Consider the following 18,753-nt stretch of genomic DNA (forward strand, 5'->3'; position numbering starts at 1 on the left):
GCACTCACGGCGGCGGTCTCCCCCACCCGTCGCCCGGGCTGTGGGTGAGAGGGAGTTGATGACGAGCATGCGGTCGCTCGTCACGGCTGAGCGGCTTGGCGTAGGTCGCGTCGAGTGTCTCGCGGATGCCTTGGACGCGGACGGACAGGTCGGCCGAGGCGCGCCTGCCCCCGATCTCCGGACCGAGCGGCTGGAGCAGTTCCGGGGAGAACTTGGTGACCGGGCCGGTCAGTGCGCACCGTGCGGGTCGCGGCGCCGTAGTGCTTTTGAGGTAGTGGCCGACGGCGAGCGCGCCGAAGGACCAGCCGACCACGGTGGTCCGGCGGAGGCCGGCGGCCTCGCGCACGTTGCGGATGCCGGCCGCCCAGCGTGCCCGTCGGCGTACGCGTCGGGCGAGTCCGGCACCGAGGAGGCTCCGTGGCCGCGCATGTCGAAGGTGACCAGCCGGAGGCGGGCAGCCAGGTGCTCCACCTGCCGGTGCCAGGACAGGCTGCTGCGGCCGAGGCCGTGGACGAACAGGATCCCGGGGGCGGCGGGGTTGCCGTAGGCCTTCGCCGACAGGGTGAGACCGGGAGGTGCGCACCGACAGTGCTTCTCCGGGTGGGGGCGTCCTCGGCTTCCCGGCGGGTGTCGCGTGCGCGGTTCCGGCGGTGAGGGCCTGGGCGGCCGTGGTCGCGGCCACACCCATTGTGGTGCCGGTCGAGGGTTCTGCGGGAGAGGGGCACGGCGGGGCCTTTCGCGGTATGCCTGGCAGGCGGTTCTTCGCGGTCTCGTCCGACGTTGCCCGTTCGGTGGGGCCTGGCGCCTCGGCAGTGGCCGCCTAGCGTGCGCGAGGGCCCCGCCCGGAAGGGGGGTGACCCGGGGGAAGGGAAGTAGGTGGACACCGCGGGCGCGTTCGGGGACCGCGGCGCCCACCTGCTTCTCCTGTGTTCGTGTACGACCGGACAGGGACGGGCCGGCACCGTGGTGGTCAGGTGAGCGGGGTGGCGGTGGGGAGGGCGGCCAGGACGGACGGGTAAGTCGTGCGGACCGCAGTCGTGTGGAAGCCGAACTTGTCGAGGGCGAGGGGGGTGATCTCGCGCTTGTAGCCGTTGGAGACCAGGTAGACGGTGGTGTCGTCGGTGCTGCGGGCGAGGTGGGCGTAGGCGGTGAGTGGCCCGCCGTCGGTGATGTTCGCGGTGGTGAGGACGAGGCGCACCCCGTCGGTGGTGCGGAAGAGGGCGTTGTAGGTGACGGAGCTGGGGATGAGGTGCCGCTTGCCGTCGAGGACGAGGTAGACGTCGTCGGAGTTGACCGCCTTGATCCGCAGGCCGTTGAGCTCGGGGAACAGTTCGCCCTGGGCCTGGGTGGCCGTGGAGACGGCCGGGGCCGGGGCCTGCGGGGTGGCGGCGTGCGCGGAGAACGCGGCGCCTGCGGTGACCGCTCCCAGGGCGGCGAGCACGACGGCGACGCGCGGCGTGAGGGACTGCTTGTTCATGACGATTCTCCAATCAGCGTCCGGGGGTTGGGTGGCCCGGGCCGATTCCCGGTCTCCCACCCCCTCGAAGATAGTTGAACGTTAACCTATTTTTGTTGATGCGTCCACAACTTCGTTGGGTCTCGTGTCGGCCAACTCCTCCGCACGGCGCACGAACTGACACACCGTCTCGTCAGGGCCCTGTGCGACCAGCGAATACAGAACGTCGGGATCCGCGGACCGGGCCGCCTCGATCCGAACACCGCCCTCGCCGGCGAGGACCTCGACCCGGTCACCCTCTCCCCGTCCGTGGTGATGCGGACGCCGTCTGCGGTGGAGCGCGTCCGGCTGATCCAGCGACTCTGCGGGGACCGCCCGGACCCCCTGCCGGCCGTTCATCACGAAGGGACCGTGGCGGCCGACGGGGTGCACGGACGGGCGGTTAGCCGAGCAGCGGCACGAAGGCTTCGGGGCTTGCGCGCCGCCCTGCCGGTGACATGGCCTCCGGACCCCGGACCCGGCGAGCCGTCCGGCGGGACTGAAGGCCCCACCGGAGCCGCGCTGCGGGTGCCACGGCACTCCGGGGCGGCACCGGGGATCGTCGTACCAGGGGTCGGGCCAGGACAGCCCGGTCAGCGGCCGTCGCGGGCGGGCCCCAGGTGCTGCCGGTACAGGACCAGGTGCTCGCCGCAGAGGACTCCGCCGCGGACGTCGCCGGTGGCCGTGAAGCCCGTGTGGTGGACGTAGTCGATGTGGCCGCCGGTGGCGGTACGACCACCAGTGCAGGCACTCCGACAGGTGCCGCGTGCCTCGTCGTAGCGCCCGCCGGGGAGCGGTTCCCGGCGGATGCGGCCCTCTGCGGTCACCCACATGCCGACGAAGGGGTGCGGAGCGGCGGCGGGGGCGCCTTCGGTGCCCCTGGCACCCACGGTGCCCGCTACCGCCGCGGTGGCACCGGGCCGCGCTCATGCCGGGTGTGTTCCACCCGCCGTCCCACTCGCCGACGGGCCGGCAGCCGCGTGGAGCACGGTCAGTCCTGTGTTTCGTCGTCGACCGCGGCGAGGATGCGATCGAGGAACTGACCGAGGAGGCGGACCTCTTCGGCGTCGAGCGGGCCGAAGAAGAGCCGCCGCACGGTCTGCGCGTGGCGGGGAGCCGCCTCCTCGATGGCCTTGCGTCCGGCAGGAGTGAGACGGACCATGGAGCCGCGTGCGTCATCGAGGCACGCTTCGCGCATCACCAGGCCCCGCCTCTCCATGCGGCTGACCTGGTGGGAGAGGCGGCTGCGCTCCCAGTCGACCTCAGCCGCCAGATCTCTGGCCCGCAGCAGGCCCTCCGGGGCTTCGGACAGCGGCGCGAGCAGCGCGTAGTCGGCTGCGGAGAGTCCGGAATCACGCAGGAGCTGCCGCTCCTGGGCCTTGTGCAGGTCGCGACGCAGGCGACGATATTTCGCCCACACGTCGGCTTCTTCCGCGTTCAGCCATGGCGGTTCGGTCACGACCGAAGGCTACCATATTGTTGACACGTCACTAAAAGTGGAGGCGGGGGCCGTCTCCCGGAACGGCGTACGCGACCGTTGAGCCACGGCGACGAGCTCCGCGCCGATGTGCCGTTACTGGAGTTCCCGGTCATCCTGGACCTGTTCCAGCCGGTAGACGGCACCGATCGGCACGACCAGCAGCCCCTACCGCACCGACGACGCCAGTTCCGCCACCAACTCGGCGGAGAAGACGCCCCTGCGCCCGGTGGAACACCCCGCAGCGGACCACCGCGCGACCGTCGGCGGTGCCGATGGGCGCGGTGTACCCGAACCGGGCGCGGGTCTCCACCGTGATCCCGCCCGTGGTGGCGGCCTGCTTGCGGCGCTACCGGCGGACACGGGGCTGCCAGCGCGGCCGTCCCATTACGTCGACCCGCGCCGCCACGTCAAGCCGCAGGTGCCTGCGGGCCCCGCACCGGCAGCGGTTCACCGAATCGGCAGCGACGCCGATCTGAGCCGCGACCGCCCGCGCGCTGCCGGCCGACAAGCCGGAGGGACGTTTGTTCGAGCCCGGATGGTGCACACGAGGAGCTAACACCACCTTCACAGGGAGAGACGGAGACACACCATGGGCATCATCGCCTGGATCATCATCGGCCTGCTCGCCGGCGCCATCGCCAAGACGCTGCTGCCGGGCAAGGACCCCGGCGGCATCATCATCACCATGCTCATCGGCATCGTCGGCGGTCTGCTCGGCGGCTGGCTCGGCAAGGTCATCTTCGGTGTCGACTCCATCGACGGCTTCTTCGACCTCTCCACCTGGATCGCCGCGATCATCGGTTCCGTCATCCTGCTCCTCCTCTACCGCCTCATCGCCGGCAACCGACACTCGCACCGTCACGCATGACCCCCTTAAGACCCACACCGGCAACAAACTGGACGGCCCCCCTCCCCCATAAGCGGGACGGGGGGCCGTCAGCGTGCACAACACACGCACTGATCACACACATCCCTCACACCGGCCGCAGGGCGAACCAGCAGCATGAGGGCTGCGTCTCGTCGACGTGGGGGAGCCAGACGGGTTGTGTGCTGGGTGCCGGGACCTGGGGCGTGCGGCGGCGGGAGCCGTCACCGGGGCGGCCTGCCCACGCTCAGCGCGTCGGCGGCGAGGCGGGTCCGCTCGTACGGCATGGCGGTCCGCTTACGGGTCAGCAGGCGGGTGGTGGCGCGCTCCCACCGGATCAGGCACAAGATCACCCGACGGCTGCGGAACCTTGTCGTTGCCCGGCCCAGCTGCCAAGACCCGCCGCAGTCCCGATGAGACGGTCAGTTGTACTCCCCTGCAAGGTCATCTGGCGACCACCACTGAAAGCGCCCACGGTGTCTCACGCGGGACGCCACACCCGGCGGCATCCCGCCACCCTCCCTCGAAGCGCGGGCGGATGGCGGGATTCGGCGAGCGGGTGGTGGCGCGCGAAGGCGCCGAACCCGAGGGCGGTCACCGCGTTGTCGTAGGCGAACAGAAGTTCCTGCTTCGCGCCCGGCGGGATGGTGAACCAGTGGCCGTAGTAGTCGGCATCGGTCCAGATGCAGGCGAACCTGTCGCTGCGGTTCCACACCGAGCTGGCCCGATCTTTCCACGCCCAACCGACGTTGGCGACGTCCACCGGATCGAGCAGCAGGACGTCCCCGGTGAGGTTGTGGCCGTAGAAGAGGCAGATTTTGCCTTCTGAACAGCGGGCCACGTCCCCGTCTTTGGGGTCATCAGCCGATGCGGTTCCCGAAGCCCCCAGTACGGCGGTGGAGGCGAGGACTGCTCCTGCTACCACGGTTCCGACTGTCAGTTTCATGAGTGCTCTTTCCCTCGTTGCCCGTGGAAACGCGGTCATGGTCGCGACGTCCAGCTGTCGCTTCTCGAGGGCATCCGGTCGGTTCACAGAGGTGACGTCGATCGCTGGAAAGGGCGGAGCCGTGGCGTTCTCGCCGCTCATCGATCGTTTCAGCATGACGTTCGAAGCCGTCGCGGGCAGGTGGTGCCGCAAGCGAGTCGGAGCAGGCCGAGGTGGAGGTCGGCACGTGTCCCGTCCCTTGCAGGGCGGGGCATCCGCAGACACACTCGCCCAGCCGAGGCACGGTACTGGTGTCGGGCGGCGCGTTCTTCCTGACCTTCGAGGACGGCACAGTGGTACCGGCATCGGCGCCCTGACCCCGGCAGGCCGTACCGGGGGCACTGGGCAAATGCCCGGCGAATCATGCATATGACGTCTGAAGCCGACGGCAGGCGGCGCTGTACTGGGCACGGGGCACACGCGCATGCCGGTCACGGCGTGCCAGGCACCAGTCCGACCCGGTAGGCGAGGACGACGGCCTGGACGCGGTCGCGCAGGCCGAGTTTCGCCAGGATGCGCGACACGTAGGTCTTGACGGTCTCGGGCGTGATGAACATCGACGCCGCGATCTCCGCGTTCGACAGCCCCTCGGCGATCAGTTGGAGCACTTCCAGCTCGCGGGGGGTCAGCGCACGCACGACGTCCTGTCTGGCCGTCCGGGAGGTGTCGGCCGGTCGCAGATGCTGGGCGAAGTGGCCGATGAGGTGGCGGGTGACGGCGGGTGCCAGCAGGGCCTCGCCCCGGGCGACGGTCCGGATACCGTTGACCAGCTCCGCCGGAGGCTTGAGGAGGAACCCGCTCGCTCCGGCGCGCAACGCGTCGTAGACGTAGGCGTCGACGTTGAACGTGGTGACAACCAGTACCTTCGGCGCGTCTTCGGCATCGGGACCGGCCAGTTGTCGCGTCGCCTGGATTCCGTCGAGCAGGGGCATCCGGATGTCCATCACGACCACGTCGGGGCGCAGCCGCCGCGCGGCCTGGACCGCCTCGCGGCCGTTCTCGGCCTCCCCGACGACCTCCATGTCGCGCTGCGCGGAGAAGATGGTGACGTAGCCGGTCCGCACCAGCGCCTGGTCGTCGCAGACGAGCACACGGGTCGGTGGCGGCGTATCGCTCACGAGGTCACTCCTGAAGGGGCTTGGACGGAATCGTGGCACGGACCTCGAACCCGCCTCCGGGCCGGGGGCCGGCCTCCAGTGCACCATCGAGCATCCGCACCCGTGTACGCAGCCCGGCCAGCCCCCGTCCGTCCGCGGGACCCGGCTTCCGCGCGGCCGGTGCGGCGGCGGGTCCATCGGTGGTCACCACGATCTCGATGTGCTCGTCGTCGTGCCGGAGCAGGACCCGTGTCGGCTGCCCGGCCGCGTACCTCAAGGCGTTGGTGAGCGCCTCCTGCACCACCCGGTACGCGGCCAGCTCCACGTCCACGCTCCGCGGCCTCTGCTCCCCCTCCTCGCCGAACTCGACCGGCTGACCCGACCTGCGGGCCTGCTCGACCAGGTCCCCCACCCGTCCCAGGGCGGGTGCCCGGCCCACACCCGCCGGGTCCGCGGACGCCCCCTCGCCGGTCGCCTCCAGGACACCGAGCAGGTACCGCAGTTCCGTCAGCGCCCGACGGCCGGTGTCGCTCACGGCCGTCAGTCCATCGCCGGCGCGTTCCGGCGCGGAGGTGAGCAGGAACTGCGCCGCGTCGGCTTGGACCACCATGGCCGTCACGTGGTGGGTGACCACGTCGTGCAGCTCGCGGGCGATCCGCGCCCGCTCGGCGGCCAGCCGCCGAAGCTTCGCCTCTTCCGTCCGCCTCGCGCGCACCGTGCTCCCCACCAGCCAGGCCGCGGCCAGAGCCAGAGAGAACGCGAGGTAGTCCGGTGGCGAATTCGGTGAGCCGAGTCGGTTCAGGACGACGGCCAGTACGGCGTAACCCGCGTTCGCCACGACGATCAGGCCGTGGCGGAAGCGGACCTGGTGGGCCCCGGCGGAGTACAGGGCCAGATACAGCCCCATGCTCGCAAACGTTGTCGCGAAGCCCAGCGCCTGGTGCACGGCGAACGCGCCCGCGATGACGGCAAGACAGGCTGCGGGCCACCTGCGGCGGACCGCCAGCGGCACGGTCTGGGCCAGGCCCAGCCCGACGCTCAGCACGTTCGCCGGCCGCTCGGGCAGATCGCCGATCTGCGCACCGATCTGGGACAGGGGCGGCACGAAGGCCAACAGGGTGAGTGTCAGGGCGAGGACGCCGTCCTTGAGGAGAGCATCCCGCTCCTGCCACCGGTCGAGCGACGCCCGGAGCAGCGGGATGCTCCTGGCCGACTGACGGGACACCACTTCAGTTTCCTCCAGTCGGCCTGTCTCAACGGGGCGTGTGCCGGCGGGCCTTGATGCCACCGTTCCGGTGGGCGCGGACGAGCATCGGAACGGCGATGGCCACGCCCATGAGGACGGGCACGATCGATGCCTCCAGACCGAAGCTGCCACCGGTCAGGAGGGCGGAGCCATGGACGTCGACGGTGAACAGGCCCTCGGGGGCGTGTCCGGAGACCGGGATGCCGAGCAGCTGCTCCGTGGTGTTCCAGACGAAGTGCAGCCCCACGACGAACCAGATGTTACGCCGCCACAAGAACGCGGCTCCGAGCAGGACGCCCGCCTCCAGAGCGATCGCCAGTCCGCTCAACGCGCTCGCTCCCGGGGCGCCCAGGTGGGCGACACCGAAGAACAGCGACGTGATCACCAAGGCGGCCCGGCTACCCCACAGCTGCTCAAGAGCCTGCAGGGCAAGACCGCGGAACAACAACTCCTCAGTGACCGCAGCGCCGATCTGCACCACGACCGCAGTCCAGACGACCGACATGAAGCCGTCGCCCGCCCAGGTGAACGAATAGCCTCCGAACGCCGTGATCAGGAGGGCGGAGACAAGGATGAAGCCCAGTCCGATCCCGCCGCCCAGCAGCACCTCCCGGGCGGCCCCGGACCGGGCGATCTCCGGCGCGGAGCGTCGTGCCACACGGCGCATGACATAGCAGTACACGGCCACCGCGGCAACCGCGCCCAGCACCGGCACGGGGCCGGGTCCGGTCGCCGTCAGCCCCGAGACCAGGCCGACGCCGACCATTCCCGCCAGCATCCAGCCGAGTGGGGACCGCGCGATCCGACCGAAGCGGCCGTCGCCCCCGTCGCGGTCCTTGCCCGGGCCGGAGCCTGCGCTGTGTCGTATGGCGGACGTCGTTCCCATGGTGGCCTCCCCGGTAGTGGGCACCCCTGCGGCGACCTGACGACCACACTGGGAGTCCGCAGACGTCCGCGAATCACCCGTGCGTGGACAGCTCCTGTAGCTCCCACGGGGGATGCACCACCCGCCTGCGCCCGTTCCGCCACAGGACGCGGCCGAAGACGAACGGGGCTGGCCGCCGTAAGAGCAGGGGTTCTCAAGAGTGATCTTGCTCTGGGTTCGTCAGGTCAGTCCGAGGGCGGTGAGGGGTCGCTGATGGTTCCGGCCGGTTTGGCGAAGAGCAGCGGCGATGTTGGTGTGGCCGCCCTGGCGGTGGACGCCGACGGCGAGGTTGCGCAGTCCGGCCATCACGCGGGGCAGGCCGCCGGGGGCGGATCCTCGAGACGTCCTCTCATGTCGGCGTACACCTGAATGTGCGCAGGCAGGTACGAACGAAAGTGCTCGGATGACATGCCGACAGGCGGAGAGACGGCGGGTCGCGGGCGGCTAGTGGTTTCATCCAGATCTTGTTAACGGGTTCCCCGGGCAGTCCTCACCGGCCATGATGATCAGCTGTGGGGGCCGGTTGCAGGCCACCACGGCTGACGACTACTGACGTGCTTTGGGGGATGAATGCCGCGTGTAGGGGTCTACCTTGCGCATCCACGGCCTGGCAGCTTTAACCACGCCGTGTTCGATACCGTTGTGCAACACCTGCGCGACCTCGGATGCGAGGTTCTCGCACATGACCTCTGTGCTGAGGAATTCGCACCCGGGCTGTCCGCCGACGAGACGGAGACGGTCCGATCTGCCACGGGCGCTCGCGATGCGCAGGTGGCGCTCCATCAGTCGGAGGTGGCCACACTTGACGCCATGGTGTTCGTGCACCCGAATTGGTGGGGCATGCCACCCGCGGTCCTTGCAGGTTGGGTGCAGCGTGTACTCGCGCCTGGCGTTGCCTACAAACTGGGAACCCCGGAGGGGGAGCCCGAAGGGTTGCTCAGAGTCAGCCGGGCCCTCGTCCTGAACACCTCTGACACCCCCGCCGACCGCGAAGAGGCCGAGTTCGGGGACCCGCTGCAAAAGATCTGGTCGGCATGCGTCCTGCCGTACGTAGGAGTCGCCGACGTTCGCCGGGTCGTCTTCCGAACGGTCACCGACTCTTCTGATGAAACCCGCACCTTTTGGTTGCACCAGGCACGTCACCACGCCGCTGCACTGCTGGGCTGATACGTACGGCGTGCTGTGCACGTTCGCCTGTACCGAGCCGGGCACTTTTACGCGAACGCCGACATCACGGAAGGTGCGTTCGCGGACGTGGCGGAACTGGTTCTCGATCTTCCAGTGGCTGCGGATCCATGCGGCGAATGCGCTGCCGGTGGCCGCGCCGGGTGGCAGGCCCATGACAGGTGGATCCGCTCGGTGGTCACCTTGCCGGAGCCCAGGTCCCGCCTCCAGCGCACGGCTTGAAGGACCGGGCGGACGTGCGGACAGACGATGTGGGCGAACGCGGCGGTCTTCAGACGGCGGATCTCGTCGCGGCGATGGGCCCGGGTGCGTTCAACATGGTCCAGGCGGATCTCGCGGGGGCCGGACAGGGAAGCACCGCGTTCCGGCGGGTTACTTCTGGGTGACGTCGGTGCAGTGGACGTCCTTGTCCGGCAGGTGGCCGGTGGTCAGGAAGCCGATGGTGGCCTTGTCGGCGCAGGCGGAGCCTTCGCCGTAGACGTGGTGCCCGCCGTTGTCGACGCCGACGAAGGCGGAGCCGTGGCCGAGGGACTTGTGCAGCCCGCCGCCGCTTTCCCACGGGGTGGCATTGTCCCGGCTGTTCTGCAGGATCAGGGTGTTGCGCTGGCCGCCCTTCACGACCTTGACCGTCGCCTCAGCCGGCTTGTCCCAGTAGGCGCATGCCCAGATGTTGGCGGGCATGCCCGCGGTGAGCGGCCACTTCTCGCGGTCGGCGGTGGTGCGGACGGCGTAGCCGTCGACGTCGTGCGGCCATTGGGCGTCGCCGCAGGTAAGAGCCATGAACATGGTGGCCTGGTTGTCCACGGGGACGCCCGGGGACGTCGGTGTGTCGGCGAACACCTCCTTGAGGACCGCAGTGTCGGCGGCTGTGGTGCTGCCGTGGGTCAGGTTGTCGGCGGCCCTCCAGAACTTGGCGAGCACGGGAAGGGGGTTGTTGTGCAGAAGCAGGGCGTAGGTCATGTTCCGCAGCAGCGCCCCGTCCAGCGACACCGATGTGCCGGGAATCGCTGCGGGCGTGCGGTCCAGCCGGTCGGCGAGGGTGAGGTAGGTGCGGGTCACCTGCGCGACGTTCGTGCCCAGCTTGAGGGTGCCGGCCTGCGCCGCGGCGACGCGGGCGGCATCGGGGAACCGGTCGGCCATGCCCTTGCCCCAGGTGTCCGCCACCTGGTCGGCCCATACCTTGGTGGGGTCGACGTTGCCTTCCAGAATCGTCCGGTCGGTGTGGTGCTGGAAGAGGGAGCGGTAGACGGCGCCGAGGTAGGTGCCGTAGGACTGGCCCCAGTAGGAGATCTTCTTCTCACCGAGCGCCCGGCGGATGCGGTCCATGTCGCGGGCGGTGTTGGCGGTGTTGTAGTACCGCAGGTTCTTGCCCACCGTGTCGGCGCACTGCTCGGCGTCGGCTTTGGCGAGGACCACGTTCTCGGTGATCGAGCCGTCCGCGGCAGGATAGGGGAAGAGCCCGGACACGCTGGGGTCCTGCAGACCGCAGCTCTGCGGGGTGCTGTGTGCGACGCCGCGCGGGTCGAAGCCGATCAGGTCGTAGCGGTCCAGCACGGACTTCGGCAATGCGGACGCCATGGTTCCGGGCATGTCGAGACCGCCCAGGGCCGGCCCGCCACGGTTCAGCAGCAGAACGCCATGTCGCTTCCCGGGCTGAGCGGTGGACAGCCGGGAGACCGCCACGTCGATCTTCGTGCCGCCCGGGTTCCGGTAGTCGAGCGGCACCTCCAACGTTCCACAGGTCAGGCGGTGGTCACGGGTCTGTCCCTCGGCCAGGGCCGGGCACTTGCCCCAGGTGATCCGGGCGTCGCCCGCGGTCTCGCCGACGCTCCTGCCGGAGACCTCGGCCGGTTGTGAGTCCTTGGCGTCGACACCGCACGCGGCCAGTGTGGTTCCTGCCAGCGTGGAAACCAGCAGAGCTGCGGCGATTCGGCGGCCCCTGAGGAGGCCGTGCTGCGCGGAACTGCGTGTCGCGGTCATGGTGTTGTCCTTGGCTACTGGGCCGGTCGGCCTTGCCCGGCCGTTGTGTTGACGGTTCGAGTCAACAAGGGACCACTGGTGGCGCGCGTCACCCCAGGGAGGACGGAACAGGTAGCTCGCTCGGGGGATCCCGGGCCGGCCCTGAGAACGGAGCGGCCGCCGTGGGGCGTACCCGACGGGCTGTGGGCGGGAACGAGCCGCTGCTGCCGGCTCGCCGCTCCGCACGGCGTCACAGGGCCGTCAGGCTCGGTTGCCGTCCCCAGCCAACCCCGCCCGGCAGGCCAGGACCACCGCCTGGACGCGGTCACGGAGATCCAGTTCGGTGAGAACGCGGGAGACGCAGGTCTTCACGGTCTCGTGGCTGATGACCGGTTCGGTGGGCGATCTCGGCGTTCGACAGGCCCTCGCCGATGAGGAGGACCTCGTGCTCACGGGGGTGAGAACCTTGAGGTGCTCACGCTCGGGGGAGGCGGGGGCGGGGACGGGGGCGACGGAGGGTCGTACGCGTTCGGCGAAGCGGCCGATCAGGGTGCGAGTGACGGCGGGGGCCAGGAGGGACTCGCCGCGGGCGACGAAGCGTACCGCGTTGATCAGTTCGGGCGGTGGGGGCGTCCTTCGGTCAAGTCCCGCTGGTTCCTGACCCAACCCGGACTCGGCATGGAGCTCCCCCGACTTTGCGCTCGGCCGCGGCCGCCTGGTCACTGGAGAGAAGGTCTCCTCCTCGCTCGTGGCCCGGCACGCCCTGGGGCTTACCCAGAGCGCCATCGCCTTTCACGGGCACGGCGTCGGCACGCTGGGGTGGGGAAGTGGAAGTCGCCCATGCCCTGTCCCGCCACCAGAGCCTCGTGGCCGACGTCCTGGCCCACCCGCCCTACACCAACCTGCCGCACGTGTTCGTGGAGGTGGACCGCGCGTCGATGGCCTTCGGCAAGCACACCGCCAAGCTGACCACCTACGACGAGTACCGCACCAACGTGTGGAGGAGCACCGGCAAGCAAGCGTGGCTGACCCGCTACCCGCGCACCGAAGGTGACTTCCCGCCCGTGCTCTTCGTGTGCGGCGGAGCCGGCGCCACCGCGCTCGACAGCCGTACCGCCGTCCTGCTTGCCGCGGCGCACCAACTGGCCTCCGTCCGCACCGGCAAGCTCACCGTCGCCGCGACCACCCTCGCCAAGCTCCAGGCGGCTGCCCCGGCCGCCGACTGCCCGTGGCACCAGGGCGCACCGCCGAGCAACCTGAACCCGTACAGCAGCACGGACTACGCCGCCAGCAGCGCGCCAATCCGGGTCGGCTCCTACGGCGCCTGCACCGCCGTCTCCACCGAACCGTCCGGGCCGGCGATCACGGTGAACTGCTACATCACCAACAGCTAGGGCAACACCTGGTCGTACATCCGCGGCAGCGGCTGGGTCTACGACGGGAACCTGCGCAACGGCGGCTCCACCTACCCCCTGCCGCTTCTGATCCCTCGCCCGCCCCCCTGCTTCCGTCCGACCGACGTGAGCAGACCCAGCATCTCAGGGCACAGTGGTCCAGGATCCTCTCAGCCGACGCGGCGGCAGTGTTCGGACCAGGAGCGAGACCGACCTCGCGGGCTCCGTCCCCCTCGGGAATGGATCACGACGTTCCGTGGCTGTGGCGTGTGGAACACGTCGGGTGGCGATCGCGGTACCCGGTTCGCTATGTGAGGGAGTGTCAGCACCATGTCCATGACGCAGTCGGCCGTCGAACGTGTGCGGGTTTCCGCGGAGCCCGATTGGTACGAGTCGGCCGGTATCTCGCTCGGTATCAGGGCAGGGAATCTGGTCTTCACATCGGGGCAGGCCCCGATCGACGGCCAGGGGGCCACGGTCGGCGTGGGAGACTTCGAGGCCCAGGCCCGTCAGGCCTTGACGAATCTGGCCACGGTGCTGACGAACGCGGGCTCGAGCCTCGCCGACACGGTCAAGGCAACGGTGTTCGTCACCGACATCACACGGCAGGACGTCTACGCCGGACTACGCGCGGAGTACTTTCCGGACAAGCCGCACCTCGCGGAGTCGTTCGTCGAGGTTTCCTCGCTCGCCGGCCCTGACTGGATGATCGAGATCGAGGCGATCGGCCTCATTCGCTGAGGTACGCTCCCCGGTCACGTATCCGGCAGGAGAAGCCAGATCTCGGAGAAGGCGAGGCCGTGTTCGCGGGTGATCACCCCGCACGGACAGCCCAGTGAGATCTGGGGCCGGTCGCAGGTCACCGTCCACGGGCCGGTCATGCCTCCGCATGCCGGGCAGTGGACGGTCCGGGCCGTCCACACTCCCGGCGCGGGTCTGGCGTAGTGGCGGAATCGGCCGACGTACCGGATCTGCCAGGGCTCGACTTGAGGCGTGAGCGCGACGGTCCCGTCCGGGCCGGCCGAGGCGAGTGCGGCGAACAGAGTGATCAGATCGGGGAGCAGCGCCTCACCCGCCTCTGTCGGCGCGGTGGCCGGGCCGCCTGCTGCGGCCACCTGAGTGCCGTATCTCGGTGCCGCGGCGGCGGGCGGCGGGTTCGGTACGCCGTACCAGGGCAGGAAGGCGCGGGCGACGGCGGCCAGGAGGGCGGCCGCGGGTGGACTGACAGCGCCTGCGTCGAGGTGGTGAACGGTGGTCCGCAGGATGCGCTGGAGGCGCCGGTCCCGGTCCGTGGCCACCACCCGTGGGGCGGCTGCCCGCCGGGACGGCAGCGGAGCCGCGAGGCGGGCCAGAACCCGTGCTGCTGCTTCACGGTCCGCTGCGGCAGGGCGCCACCGTCCTGCGGCCAGGAACTGGCGCGCCCGCCCCGCCTCGCGGGTCAGGGCGCACGTCATCAACGGCGGCGGGTCCCAGGCCGTCCCGTGCGTCTGATGCCCGCTCGTCATGCACCCCTCCCCGTTCGCTGCTGCGGTGTAACCCCGCTGTCCAAGATGCTGGTGGACATCCCATCACACCAGCGGGTTGCCGAATCCATCGTGCAGGTCAGCGGTGGCTCGGAAGGAGGCGTACGGGGGATCGTCCGGGTCGTTCCGGCACAGGCCGCAACCGTGGTCCCAAGGGGCCGTCCGTCCTGGAGATGAGGCTCTGGTCCGGTTGGGCCGCTCTGCGTAGCCTTCCGGTGTGAGAAAGGAATGGCTGTTCACCACTCTCGGTGCGGTGGCATTCAGCGCCGTTCTCTGGGCCCCCGGCGGAACCGTTCACTTGGGCCTCGAGGAACACGCCCGCGGACGCTACGGCCTTCCCGAAGGTGGCGAGCGCTACACGTACGCCCTGTTCGCAGGCGGCGTGACCGCCCTGGGCTCCACCATGTTCCTCGCCGAACTCCGTGTTCCCCGCCTGGAAGACGCTGCTGCTTCCCGCGTCCGACCTGGCGTTCGGTGCTGCCTCGGTCCTGTTCCTGGGGCAGCAGACCCGGCACTGGATCGCCGCCTGCGCCATGGGCATCGCCTGCGTGGTGATCGCGCTGGCCGGCTCCGGCATGAGCGCCGGAGCCGGCCCTCCAGGGGTGAGCGCCCACCGGGCTGAGGACCGGGCCCCCTTCCCCCTGACTGCCACCGATCTTCGCCGTCCCGGCCGACACCGGCACGAGACGGTGGATGCCGGGCACCGCTGGGCGTGCCGGTTCGGGTCGCCGGTGCGCGGTGAGCCGGGCCGTGGAGCCGAGGAGTGGGTTTCCGAGTAACACGAAGGTTCGCCCCGTCGGGAAGAAGGGCGCACTCCCGGCCTGCTGCGGGAGCGCCCTACCCAGGGGTGCCCCCGGGCCGCCGCGCTCCGTGCGCTACGTCGGTACGACGGTATGGGCGTGCGGCCGGTGCCTGAAGAAGGCGAGGGCGAAGCGTGCCGGCTGAACCGCCCCGGACCACGCCCCGGCCGCCGATGCCCGGCTTCTGGCGGGCGCGCGCCTGCCGGGTGTACGGATGTGGCACTCCGGGAGCGACGCCGAGCCGACGCTGTGGCACCAGGACCGTACGGGGTCGGCCGCGTCCGTTCCGACGGGGACGTGTGGCAGTACGCCCGGCCGATCTGTGGGAGCAGACGACCCGCGTCCTGGACGAGTTCGAGGACTTCGGGCAGCCCACGCGGGACGGATTCGGACTGACGTGCGCGGTGGCCGGTGAGCAGCTGTGGGCGGGCAGCCCGCGGCGGATCATCGAACCGGCGCCGTGGGCCCCCCTCGAGGACTGGCCGACGTACGTGCCGGCCCGGCACGGGCGTGGCTGACACGGCGGCCCTGGCGCTGGCCGGGCTCCTCCCGTCCGTCGAGGCCGACGATCGGCAGGCCGCGTACTACCGGGATCGGCTCGACGACCCGGCTCTCTTGAAGGCCGCCGTCGCCGTGGCCGTGGAGGGAGCTGTGTGGCTCGCCGCGCCGGTCGGCGGGTGGCGCCGCGGCCGGTGGCCGCCGGTGTCGGAGGCGGTGACCGGGCAGGCCGAGCCCGTCCACGGCGGCCCCGACCAGGCCCACCGCCAGCGCCACGTCCCGCCACCCGGCACGGCGTCCCGTCCCGCTCCCCCGCTCCGCCACGGCCACACCCGACCCCCTCCACCCCGCACAGCAGCGTCATGGACACGGACACCGGCCCGTCACCGGGCACCGGTATCCGCCCACCACCCCGCCTGGCCACACGCCCGCCCCGCAAGCCTTCCGCGCACGTCGCGGGAGGGCGACGCGTATCCGTCTCCGGGGCACCGCCTGCGGCTACAGGGCCGGGGCGCGGTGCGTGGGGCGGCCGTCGAGGACCGTGAGGAGTACAGGCAGCTCCGCCAGGTCCGTGGCGGCCGTGGTGAGGGGGTTCTCGGCGAAGACGGTCAGGTCGGCGCGGTGGCCGACGGCGAGCCGCCCGGCCTCGTGCTCCTCGCCCGCCGCCCACGCCGTGTTGACGGTCATGCCCTGCAGCGCCTCCAGCGCGGTCAGCGCCTGCTCGGGCCCGTGCGGGGGAAGGGCCAGGTTCCGGCTGGGGCGGCGGTGGCGGGCGCCGGCCATCACGCCGAGCGGCGGGTAGGGGGCGATGGGCCAGTCGGAGCCGAGGACGACGTTCGCGCCGGAGTCCCACAGGTCGCGGCAGCGCCAGGCTCGGGAGGCGCGCTCCTCACCGAGACGGCGCGACCAGTTGTCGGTGTGGTCGGCCCGCGTGAAGTCGCAGCAGTGGGTGGGCTGCATCGACGCGGCCACGCCGAGCTCGGCGAAGCGGCGCAGCGTGTCGTCGGGCACGGTCTCGATGTGCTCCACCCGGTGCCGTACCCCGGCGCCGGGGGCCCCGGCCGCCTGGGCCTTCTCGACGGAGTCGAGGACGTGCCGCACCGCGGCGTCGCCGATCGCGTGGGTGGCGGTGGGCACCCCGGCGCGGTGCAGTTCGCCGATGACGCGGGTGTACTCGTCGGGGTCGGGCCAGAAGGCGGCAGTGGACTCGCCGTGGCAGTCGGGGCGCTCCAGCCACGCGGTGCCGTTGTCGATGGTGCCGTCCATGAACAGCTTGACGCCCGCCGTCCGCCACAGCGCGCCGCCCGTGCCTTGCTGGGCGATCAGCGCACGGATTCCGTCGGCTCCGGTGCCGGGCTGGCACCAGGGCGCGACGCGGAGCCGTACGGGAAGCTCGTCGGCGGCGTCCAGCTCGGCGTACAGGGCGAGGCTGTCGCCGTTGGCGTCCATGACGTGGCCCCCGGTGAGCCCCGAGGCGGCCATGCCGCGCAGGGCCTCGGCCAGGCGGGCGCGGCGCTCGGCGCGGGTGGGCTGCGGGGCGACCCGTTCGACGAGTTCGCAGGCGGCGTCCTCCAGGAGCAGCCCGGTCGGCCGGGCCGAGGCGTCGCACACGACCTCGGCGGACGCCTGGTCGAACGTACGCGGGCCATCGACACCGGCGATCTGCAGCGCCCGGCGGCTGGCCAGCGCGGAGTGGGCGTCGAACAGCAGGATGAGGGCCGGCACCCCGTCGAGTACGGCGTCGAAGGGGGCGGTTCCGACGGGGTGCCCGCCGAAGACGTTCGGGTCCAGGCCCCAGCCGTGCAGCCACGTGCCGGGGGCCAGGTCCCGTACCGCGCGGGCCAGGGCCTCGCGTACCTGGTCGAGGTCGCCGCAGGCGGACAGGTCGAGTCCGTGGGTGAGTTCGGCGCCGGTCACGGGGTGCAGGTGGCCGTCCACCAGGCCGGGGGTGACGACGGCGCCCTTCAGGTCGATGACGGTGGTGGCGGGGTCGGCGATGGCCCGCACGGCGCGGTCGTCGCCGAGGGCCGAGATGAGCCCCCCGGTCACGGCGAGGGCCGTCTCGGGCAGGAACGCGCCGGTGACCGGGTCGAGCAGGCGGGCGGAGAGCAGTACGAGACGGGTGCGCACGGCGGCGGCTCCTTGCGGGTGGGGTGGGGTGGGGTCGCTTGTGCCGGCCGGGAGGTCGAGACCCCGGCTGGTCAGGGCGTCCGGCCGGGAGGTCGAGGACCCCGGCTGGTCAGGGCGGGTTCCGGCACGGGCGGGCCATGTCGCGGGCCGGCGGCCGGAGCCCCGGAGGGGGCCAAGCCCCCGCGCAGGGGCAGTTAAGGATGAGCGGGCCAACTCCGCCGACCGGCAAGCGGAGTGCGGACGCGTCGGCCACGACCCGGTCGGGTGGGCGGAGTCACGGGCGAGCGGGACGTGTCGCGGACCAGCGGGCGGAGTTCGCCGTACGGGGCGTATCCCGGTCCGGCAGGCCCGGTTCCGGACGCCCGGGCCAGGTCCCGGCCGGGCGAGTGGAGTACGCGTCCCGGTCCGGCAGGCCGTTCTCCGGTCCGGGCGGGTCAGGAGACCGGGCACCTCGGGCGCCGACGCGCGAGCCCCGGCACGTGGAACGTCAGGTTGCCGCCCGGGAGTCGTCGTCCTTGGAGGACAAGGTGCCGTACGGGAGGCCCAGTTCACGCTCCGCCGTGGTGTGCGCCAGGCAGGCCACGGCCTCCGGGCGGGTGACGGTGCCGGTGTTGGCGTGGGCTCCCAGTCCGTCGAGCACGACCAGGATCTGGATGGTCACCGCGTACGGGTCGTCCGTACGGAACTCGCCCCGCTCGACGCCCTCGCGGATCAGCTCTTCCAGCCGCCCGCGCCAGGCGGCCTCCTGGACGAGGACCCGCTCGCGCAGGACGGGCCGGTAGCGGCTGAGGTGGCGGGCGTTGATCCAGAGGCGGCTGATGTCGTCGTACGCCTCTCCCGACGTGTGCGCGAAGAACCGCGCGAGCTGCCGGGTGGGCGGCAGGGGGCGGGGCGGGGCGGGGATCAGGCGGTCGAGTTCGCCACCGGCGGCACTGCCGAACGCCTCCGCGACGAGGTCCTCGGCGGACGGGAAGTAATGGCTGATCAGACCCGGCCGGACGGCGAGTTCATCGGCGATCCGGCGCAGCGTGACGCATTCGAGCCCCTCGGTGAGCGCGACCGCGCTCGCGGCCTCGACGATCTCCGCCCGACGGGCTTCGGGTGACTTGCGTACTCGTTTCCGCTGAACGCTTGACGACATACCGGTGATGCTATTGAGTGTGCGACCAAT

Annotated in this window: 20 protein-coding genes and 2 pseudogenes; 7 read left to right on the forward strand and 15 right to left on the reverse strand. The window is 71.2% G+C overall.

Features of this window, described 5'->3' with window-relative positions; genetic code table 11:
• Positions 1–4: 4 nt before the first annotated feature.
• The 6 genes and pseudogenes from J116_RS30540 to tpg form a co-directional block, all read right to left on the reverse strand.
• Positions 5–346 carry a hypothetical protein gene (locus J116_RS30540; RefSeq protein WP_139140444.1) on the reverse strand — a complete coding sequence of 114 codons (342 nt, stop codon included), beginning with the start codon at positions 344–346 and terminating at the stop codon, positions 5–7.
• Positions 229–915, reverse strand: coding sequence for an alpha/beta fold hydrolase (locus J116_RS31430; protein WP_107487064.1), 687 nt, complete (start codon positions 913–915; stop codon positions 229–231). Before J116_RS31430 ends, J116_RS30540 begins: the two co-directional genes overlap by 118 nt.
• Before the next feature lie 55 nt (positions 916–970).
• Positions 971–1,477 (reverse strand): hypothetical protein, encoded by a 507-nt coding sequence (locus J116_RS00120; protein WP_023591413.1) that lies wholly within the window; start codon positions 1,475–1,477, stop codon positions 971–973.
• 611 nt (positions 1,478–2,088) lie between these two features.
• Positions 2,089–2,385 carry an Atu4866 domain-containing protein gene (locus J116_RS00125; protein WP_023591412.1) on the reverse strand — a complete coding sequence of 99 codons (297 nt, stop codon included), beginning with the start codon at positions 2,383–2,385 and terminating at the stop codon, positions 2,089–2,091.
• 101 nt (positions 2,386–2,486) lie between these two features.
• Positions 2,487–2,954 (reverse strand): MarR family winged helix-turn-helix transcriptional regulator, encoded by a 468-nt coding sequence (locus J116_RS00130; protein ID WP_028964861.1) that lies wholly within the window; start codon positions 2,952–2,954, stop codon positions 2,487–2,489.
• Positions 2,955–3,234: 280 nt separating this feature from the next.
• A pseudogene (tpg, locus tag J116_RS30545) lies at positions 3,235–3,474 on the reverse strand (telomere-protecting terminal protein Tpg); the annotation flags it as partial.
• Positions 3,475–3,564: 90 nt separating this feature from the next.
• Between tpg and J116_RS00135 the strand changes: the two are divergent.
• Positions 3,565–3,843, forward strand: coding sequence for a GlsB/YeaQ/YmgE family stress response membrane protein (locus J116_RS00135; RefSeq protein WP_023591410.1), 279 nt, complete (start codon positions 3,565–3,567; stop codon positions 3,841–3,843).
• A gap of 221 nt (positions 3,844–4,064) precedes the next feature.
• Here J116_RS00135 and J116_RS31160 read toward each other — a convergent pair whose 3' ends face one another.
• The 5 genes from J116_RS31160 to J116_RS00155 all read right to left on the reverse strand — a co-directional run bounded on the left by J116_RS31160 (position 4,065) and on the right by J116_RS00155 (position 7,934).
• A complete protein-coding gene (locus tag J116_RS31160; RefSeq protein ID WP_023591409.1) occupies positions 4,065–4,193 on the reverse strand; it encodes a hypothetical protein in 129 nt (42 codons plus the stop codon).
• A 128-nt stretch (positions 4,194–4,321) separates the two neighbouring features.
• Positions 4,322–4,786, reverse strand: a complete 465-nt coding sequence (locus tag J116_RS29810; protein WP_161492101.1) for a peptidase inhibitor family I36 protein — start codon at positions 4,784–4,786, stop codon at positions 4,322–4,324.
• A gap of 470 nt (positions 4,787–5,256) precedes the next feature.
• Positions 5,257–5,943 (reverse strand): response regulator, encoded by a 687-nt coding sequence (locus tag J116_RS00145; protein WP_023591407.1) that lies wholly within the window; start codon positions 5,941–5,943, stop codon positions 5,257–5,259.
• A gap of 4 nt (positions 5,944–5,947) precedes the next feature.
• On the reverse strand, positions 5,948–7,147 hold the full coding sequence (locus tag J116_RS00150) for a sensor histidine kinase (RefSeq protein WP_028964860.1): 1,200 nt from the start codon (positions 7,145–7,147) through the stop codon (positions 5,948–5,950).
• Between the two features lie 28 nt (positions 7,148–7,175).
• Entirely contained in the window at positions 7,176–7,934 is a 759-nt protein-coding gene (locus tag J116_RS00155; RefSeq protein WP_235617290.1) for a CPBP family intramembrane glutamic endopeptidase, read from the reverse strand.
• 729 nt (positions 7,935–8,663) lie between these two features.
• On the opposite strand from J116_RS00155, the gene J116_RS00160 reads away from it, so the two are divergent.
• A complete protein-coding gene (locus J116_RS00160) occupies positions 8,664–9,260 on the forward strand; it encodes an NAD(P)H-dependent oxidoreductase (RefSeq protein WP_023591404.1) in 597 nt (198 codons plus the stop codon).
• 390 nt (positions 9,261–9,650) lie between these two features.
• Here J116_RS00160 and J116_RS00165 read toward each other — a convergent pair whose 3' ends face one another.
• On the reverse strand, positions 9,651–11,258 hold the full coding sequence (locus tag J116_RS00165) for an alpha/beta hydrolase (RefSeq protein WP_023591403.1): 1,608 nt from the start codon (positions 11,256–11,258) through the stop codon (positions 9,651–9,653).
• Between the two features lie 806 nt (positions 11,259–12,064).
• On the opposite strand from J116_RS00165, the gene J116_RS00175 reads away from it, so the two are divergent.
• Together J116_RS00175 and J116_RS00180 are read left to right on the forward strand one after the other, a co-directional pair.
• Complete coding sequence (locus tag J116_RS00175; RefSeq protein WP_028964857.1) at positions 12,065–12,631, forward strand: hypothetical protein; 567 nt, start codon at positions 12,065–12,067, stop codon at positions 12,629–12,631.
• Positions 12,632–12,961: 330 nt separating this feature from the next.
• Positions 12,962–13,372: a RidA family protein gene (locus tag J116_RS00180; RefSeq protein WP_023591401.1), complete on the forward strand. Its 411-nt coding sequence runs from the start codon at positions 12,962–12,964 to the stop codon at positions 13,370–13,372.
• Between the two features lie 14 nt (positions 13,373–13,386).
• On the opposite strand, the gene J116_RS00185 is transcribed toward J116_RS00180, so the two are convergent.
• Entirely contained in the window at positions 13,387–14,136 is a 750-nt protein-coding gene (locus J116_RS00185; protein ID WP_028964856.1) for a hypothetical protein, read from the reverse strand.
• Positions 14,137–14,576: 440 nt separating this feature from the next.
• On the opposite strand from J116_RS00185, the gene J116_RS00190 reads away from it, so the two are divergent.
• From J116_RS00190 to J116_RS31435, 3 genes and pseudogenes are all read left to right on the forward strand, one after another.
• Positions 14,577–14,933, forward strand: a complete 357-nt coding sequence (locus J116_RS00190; protein ID WP_023591399.1) for a hypothetical protein — start codon at positions 14,577–14,579, stop codon at positions 14,931–14,933.
• A gap of 320 nt (positions 14,934–15,253) precedes the next feature.
• A complete protein-coding gene (locus tag J116_RS00195) occupies positions 15,254–15,472 on the forward strand; it encodes a hypothetical protein (RefSeq protein WP_023591398.1) in 219 nt (72 codons plus the stop codon).
• Positions 15,465–15,632: pseudogene (locus J116_RS31435) on the forward strand (DUF6302 family protein); the annotation flags it as partial. The gene J116_RS00195 and the pseudogene J116_RS31435, both read left to right, overlap by 8 nt.
• 318 nt (positions 15,633–15,950) lie before the next feature.
• Here the strand turns inward: J116_RS31435 and J116_RS00200 are convergent.
• Both J116_RS00200 and J116_RS00205 read right to left on the reverse strand, forming a co-directional pair.
• A complete protein-coding gene (locus J116_RS00200) occupies positions 15,951–17,582 on the reverse strand; it encodes an amidohydrolase (RefSeq protein ID WP_023591397.1) in 1,632 nt (543 codons plus the stop codon).
• 487 nt (positions 17,583–18,069) lie between these two features.
• A complete protein-coding gene (locus tag J116_RS00205; protein WP_023591396.1) occupies positions 18,070–18,723 on the reverse strand; it encodes a TetR/AcrR family transcriptional regulator in 654 nt (217 codons plus the stop codon).
• Positions 18,724–18,753: the final 30 nt, after the last annotated feature.

The organism is Streptomyces thermolilacinus SPC6 (genome assembly GCF_000478605.2).
GTDB lineage: Bacteria > Actinomycetota > Actinomycetes > Streptomycetales > Streptomycetaceae > Streptomyces > Streptomyces thermolilacinus.

Excerpts from the sequence above, each read along its gene's own strand:
- J116_RS00120 (WP_023591413.1), bottom strand. The coding sequence starts at position 1,477 with ATGAACAAGCAGTCCCTCACGCCGCGCGTCGCCGTCGTGCTCGCCGCC.
- J116_RS00135 (WP_023591410.1), top strand. The coding sequence starts at position 3,565 with ATGGGCATCATCGCCTGGATCATCATCGGCCTGCTCGCCGGCGCCATC.
- J116_RS29810 (WP_161492101.1), bottom strand. The coding sequence starts at position 4,786 with ATGAAACTGACAGTCGGAACCGTGGTAGCAGGAGCAGTCCTCGCCTCC.
- J116_RS00155 (WP_235617290.1), bottom strand. The coding sequence starts at position 7,934 with ATGGTCGGCGTCGGCCTGGTCTCGGGGCTGACGGCGACCGGACCCGGC.
- J116_RS00160 (WP_023591404.1), top strand. The coding sequence starts at position 8,664 with ATGCCGCGTGTAGGGGTCTACCTTGCGCATCCACGGCCTGGCAGCTTT.
- J116_RS00165 (WP_023591403.1), bottom strand. The coding sequence starts at position 11,258 with ATGACCGCGACACGCAGTTCCGCGCAGCACGGCCTCCTCAGGGGCCGC.
- J116_RS00180 (WP_023591401.1), top strand. The coding sequence starts at position 12,962 with ATGTCCATGACGCAGTCGGCCGTCGAACGTGTGCGGGTTTCCGCGGAG.
- J116_RS00185 (WP_028964856.1), bottom strand. The coding sequence starts at position 14,136 with ATGACGAGCGGGCATCAGACGCACGGGACGGCCTGGGACCCGCCGCCG.
- J116_RS00205 (WP_023591396.1), bottom strand. The coding sequence starts at position 18,723 with ATGTCGTCAAGCGTTCAGCGGAAACGAGTACGCAAGTCACCCGAAGCC.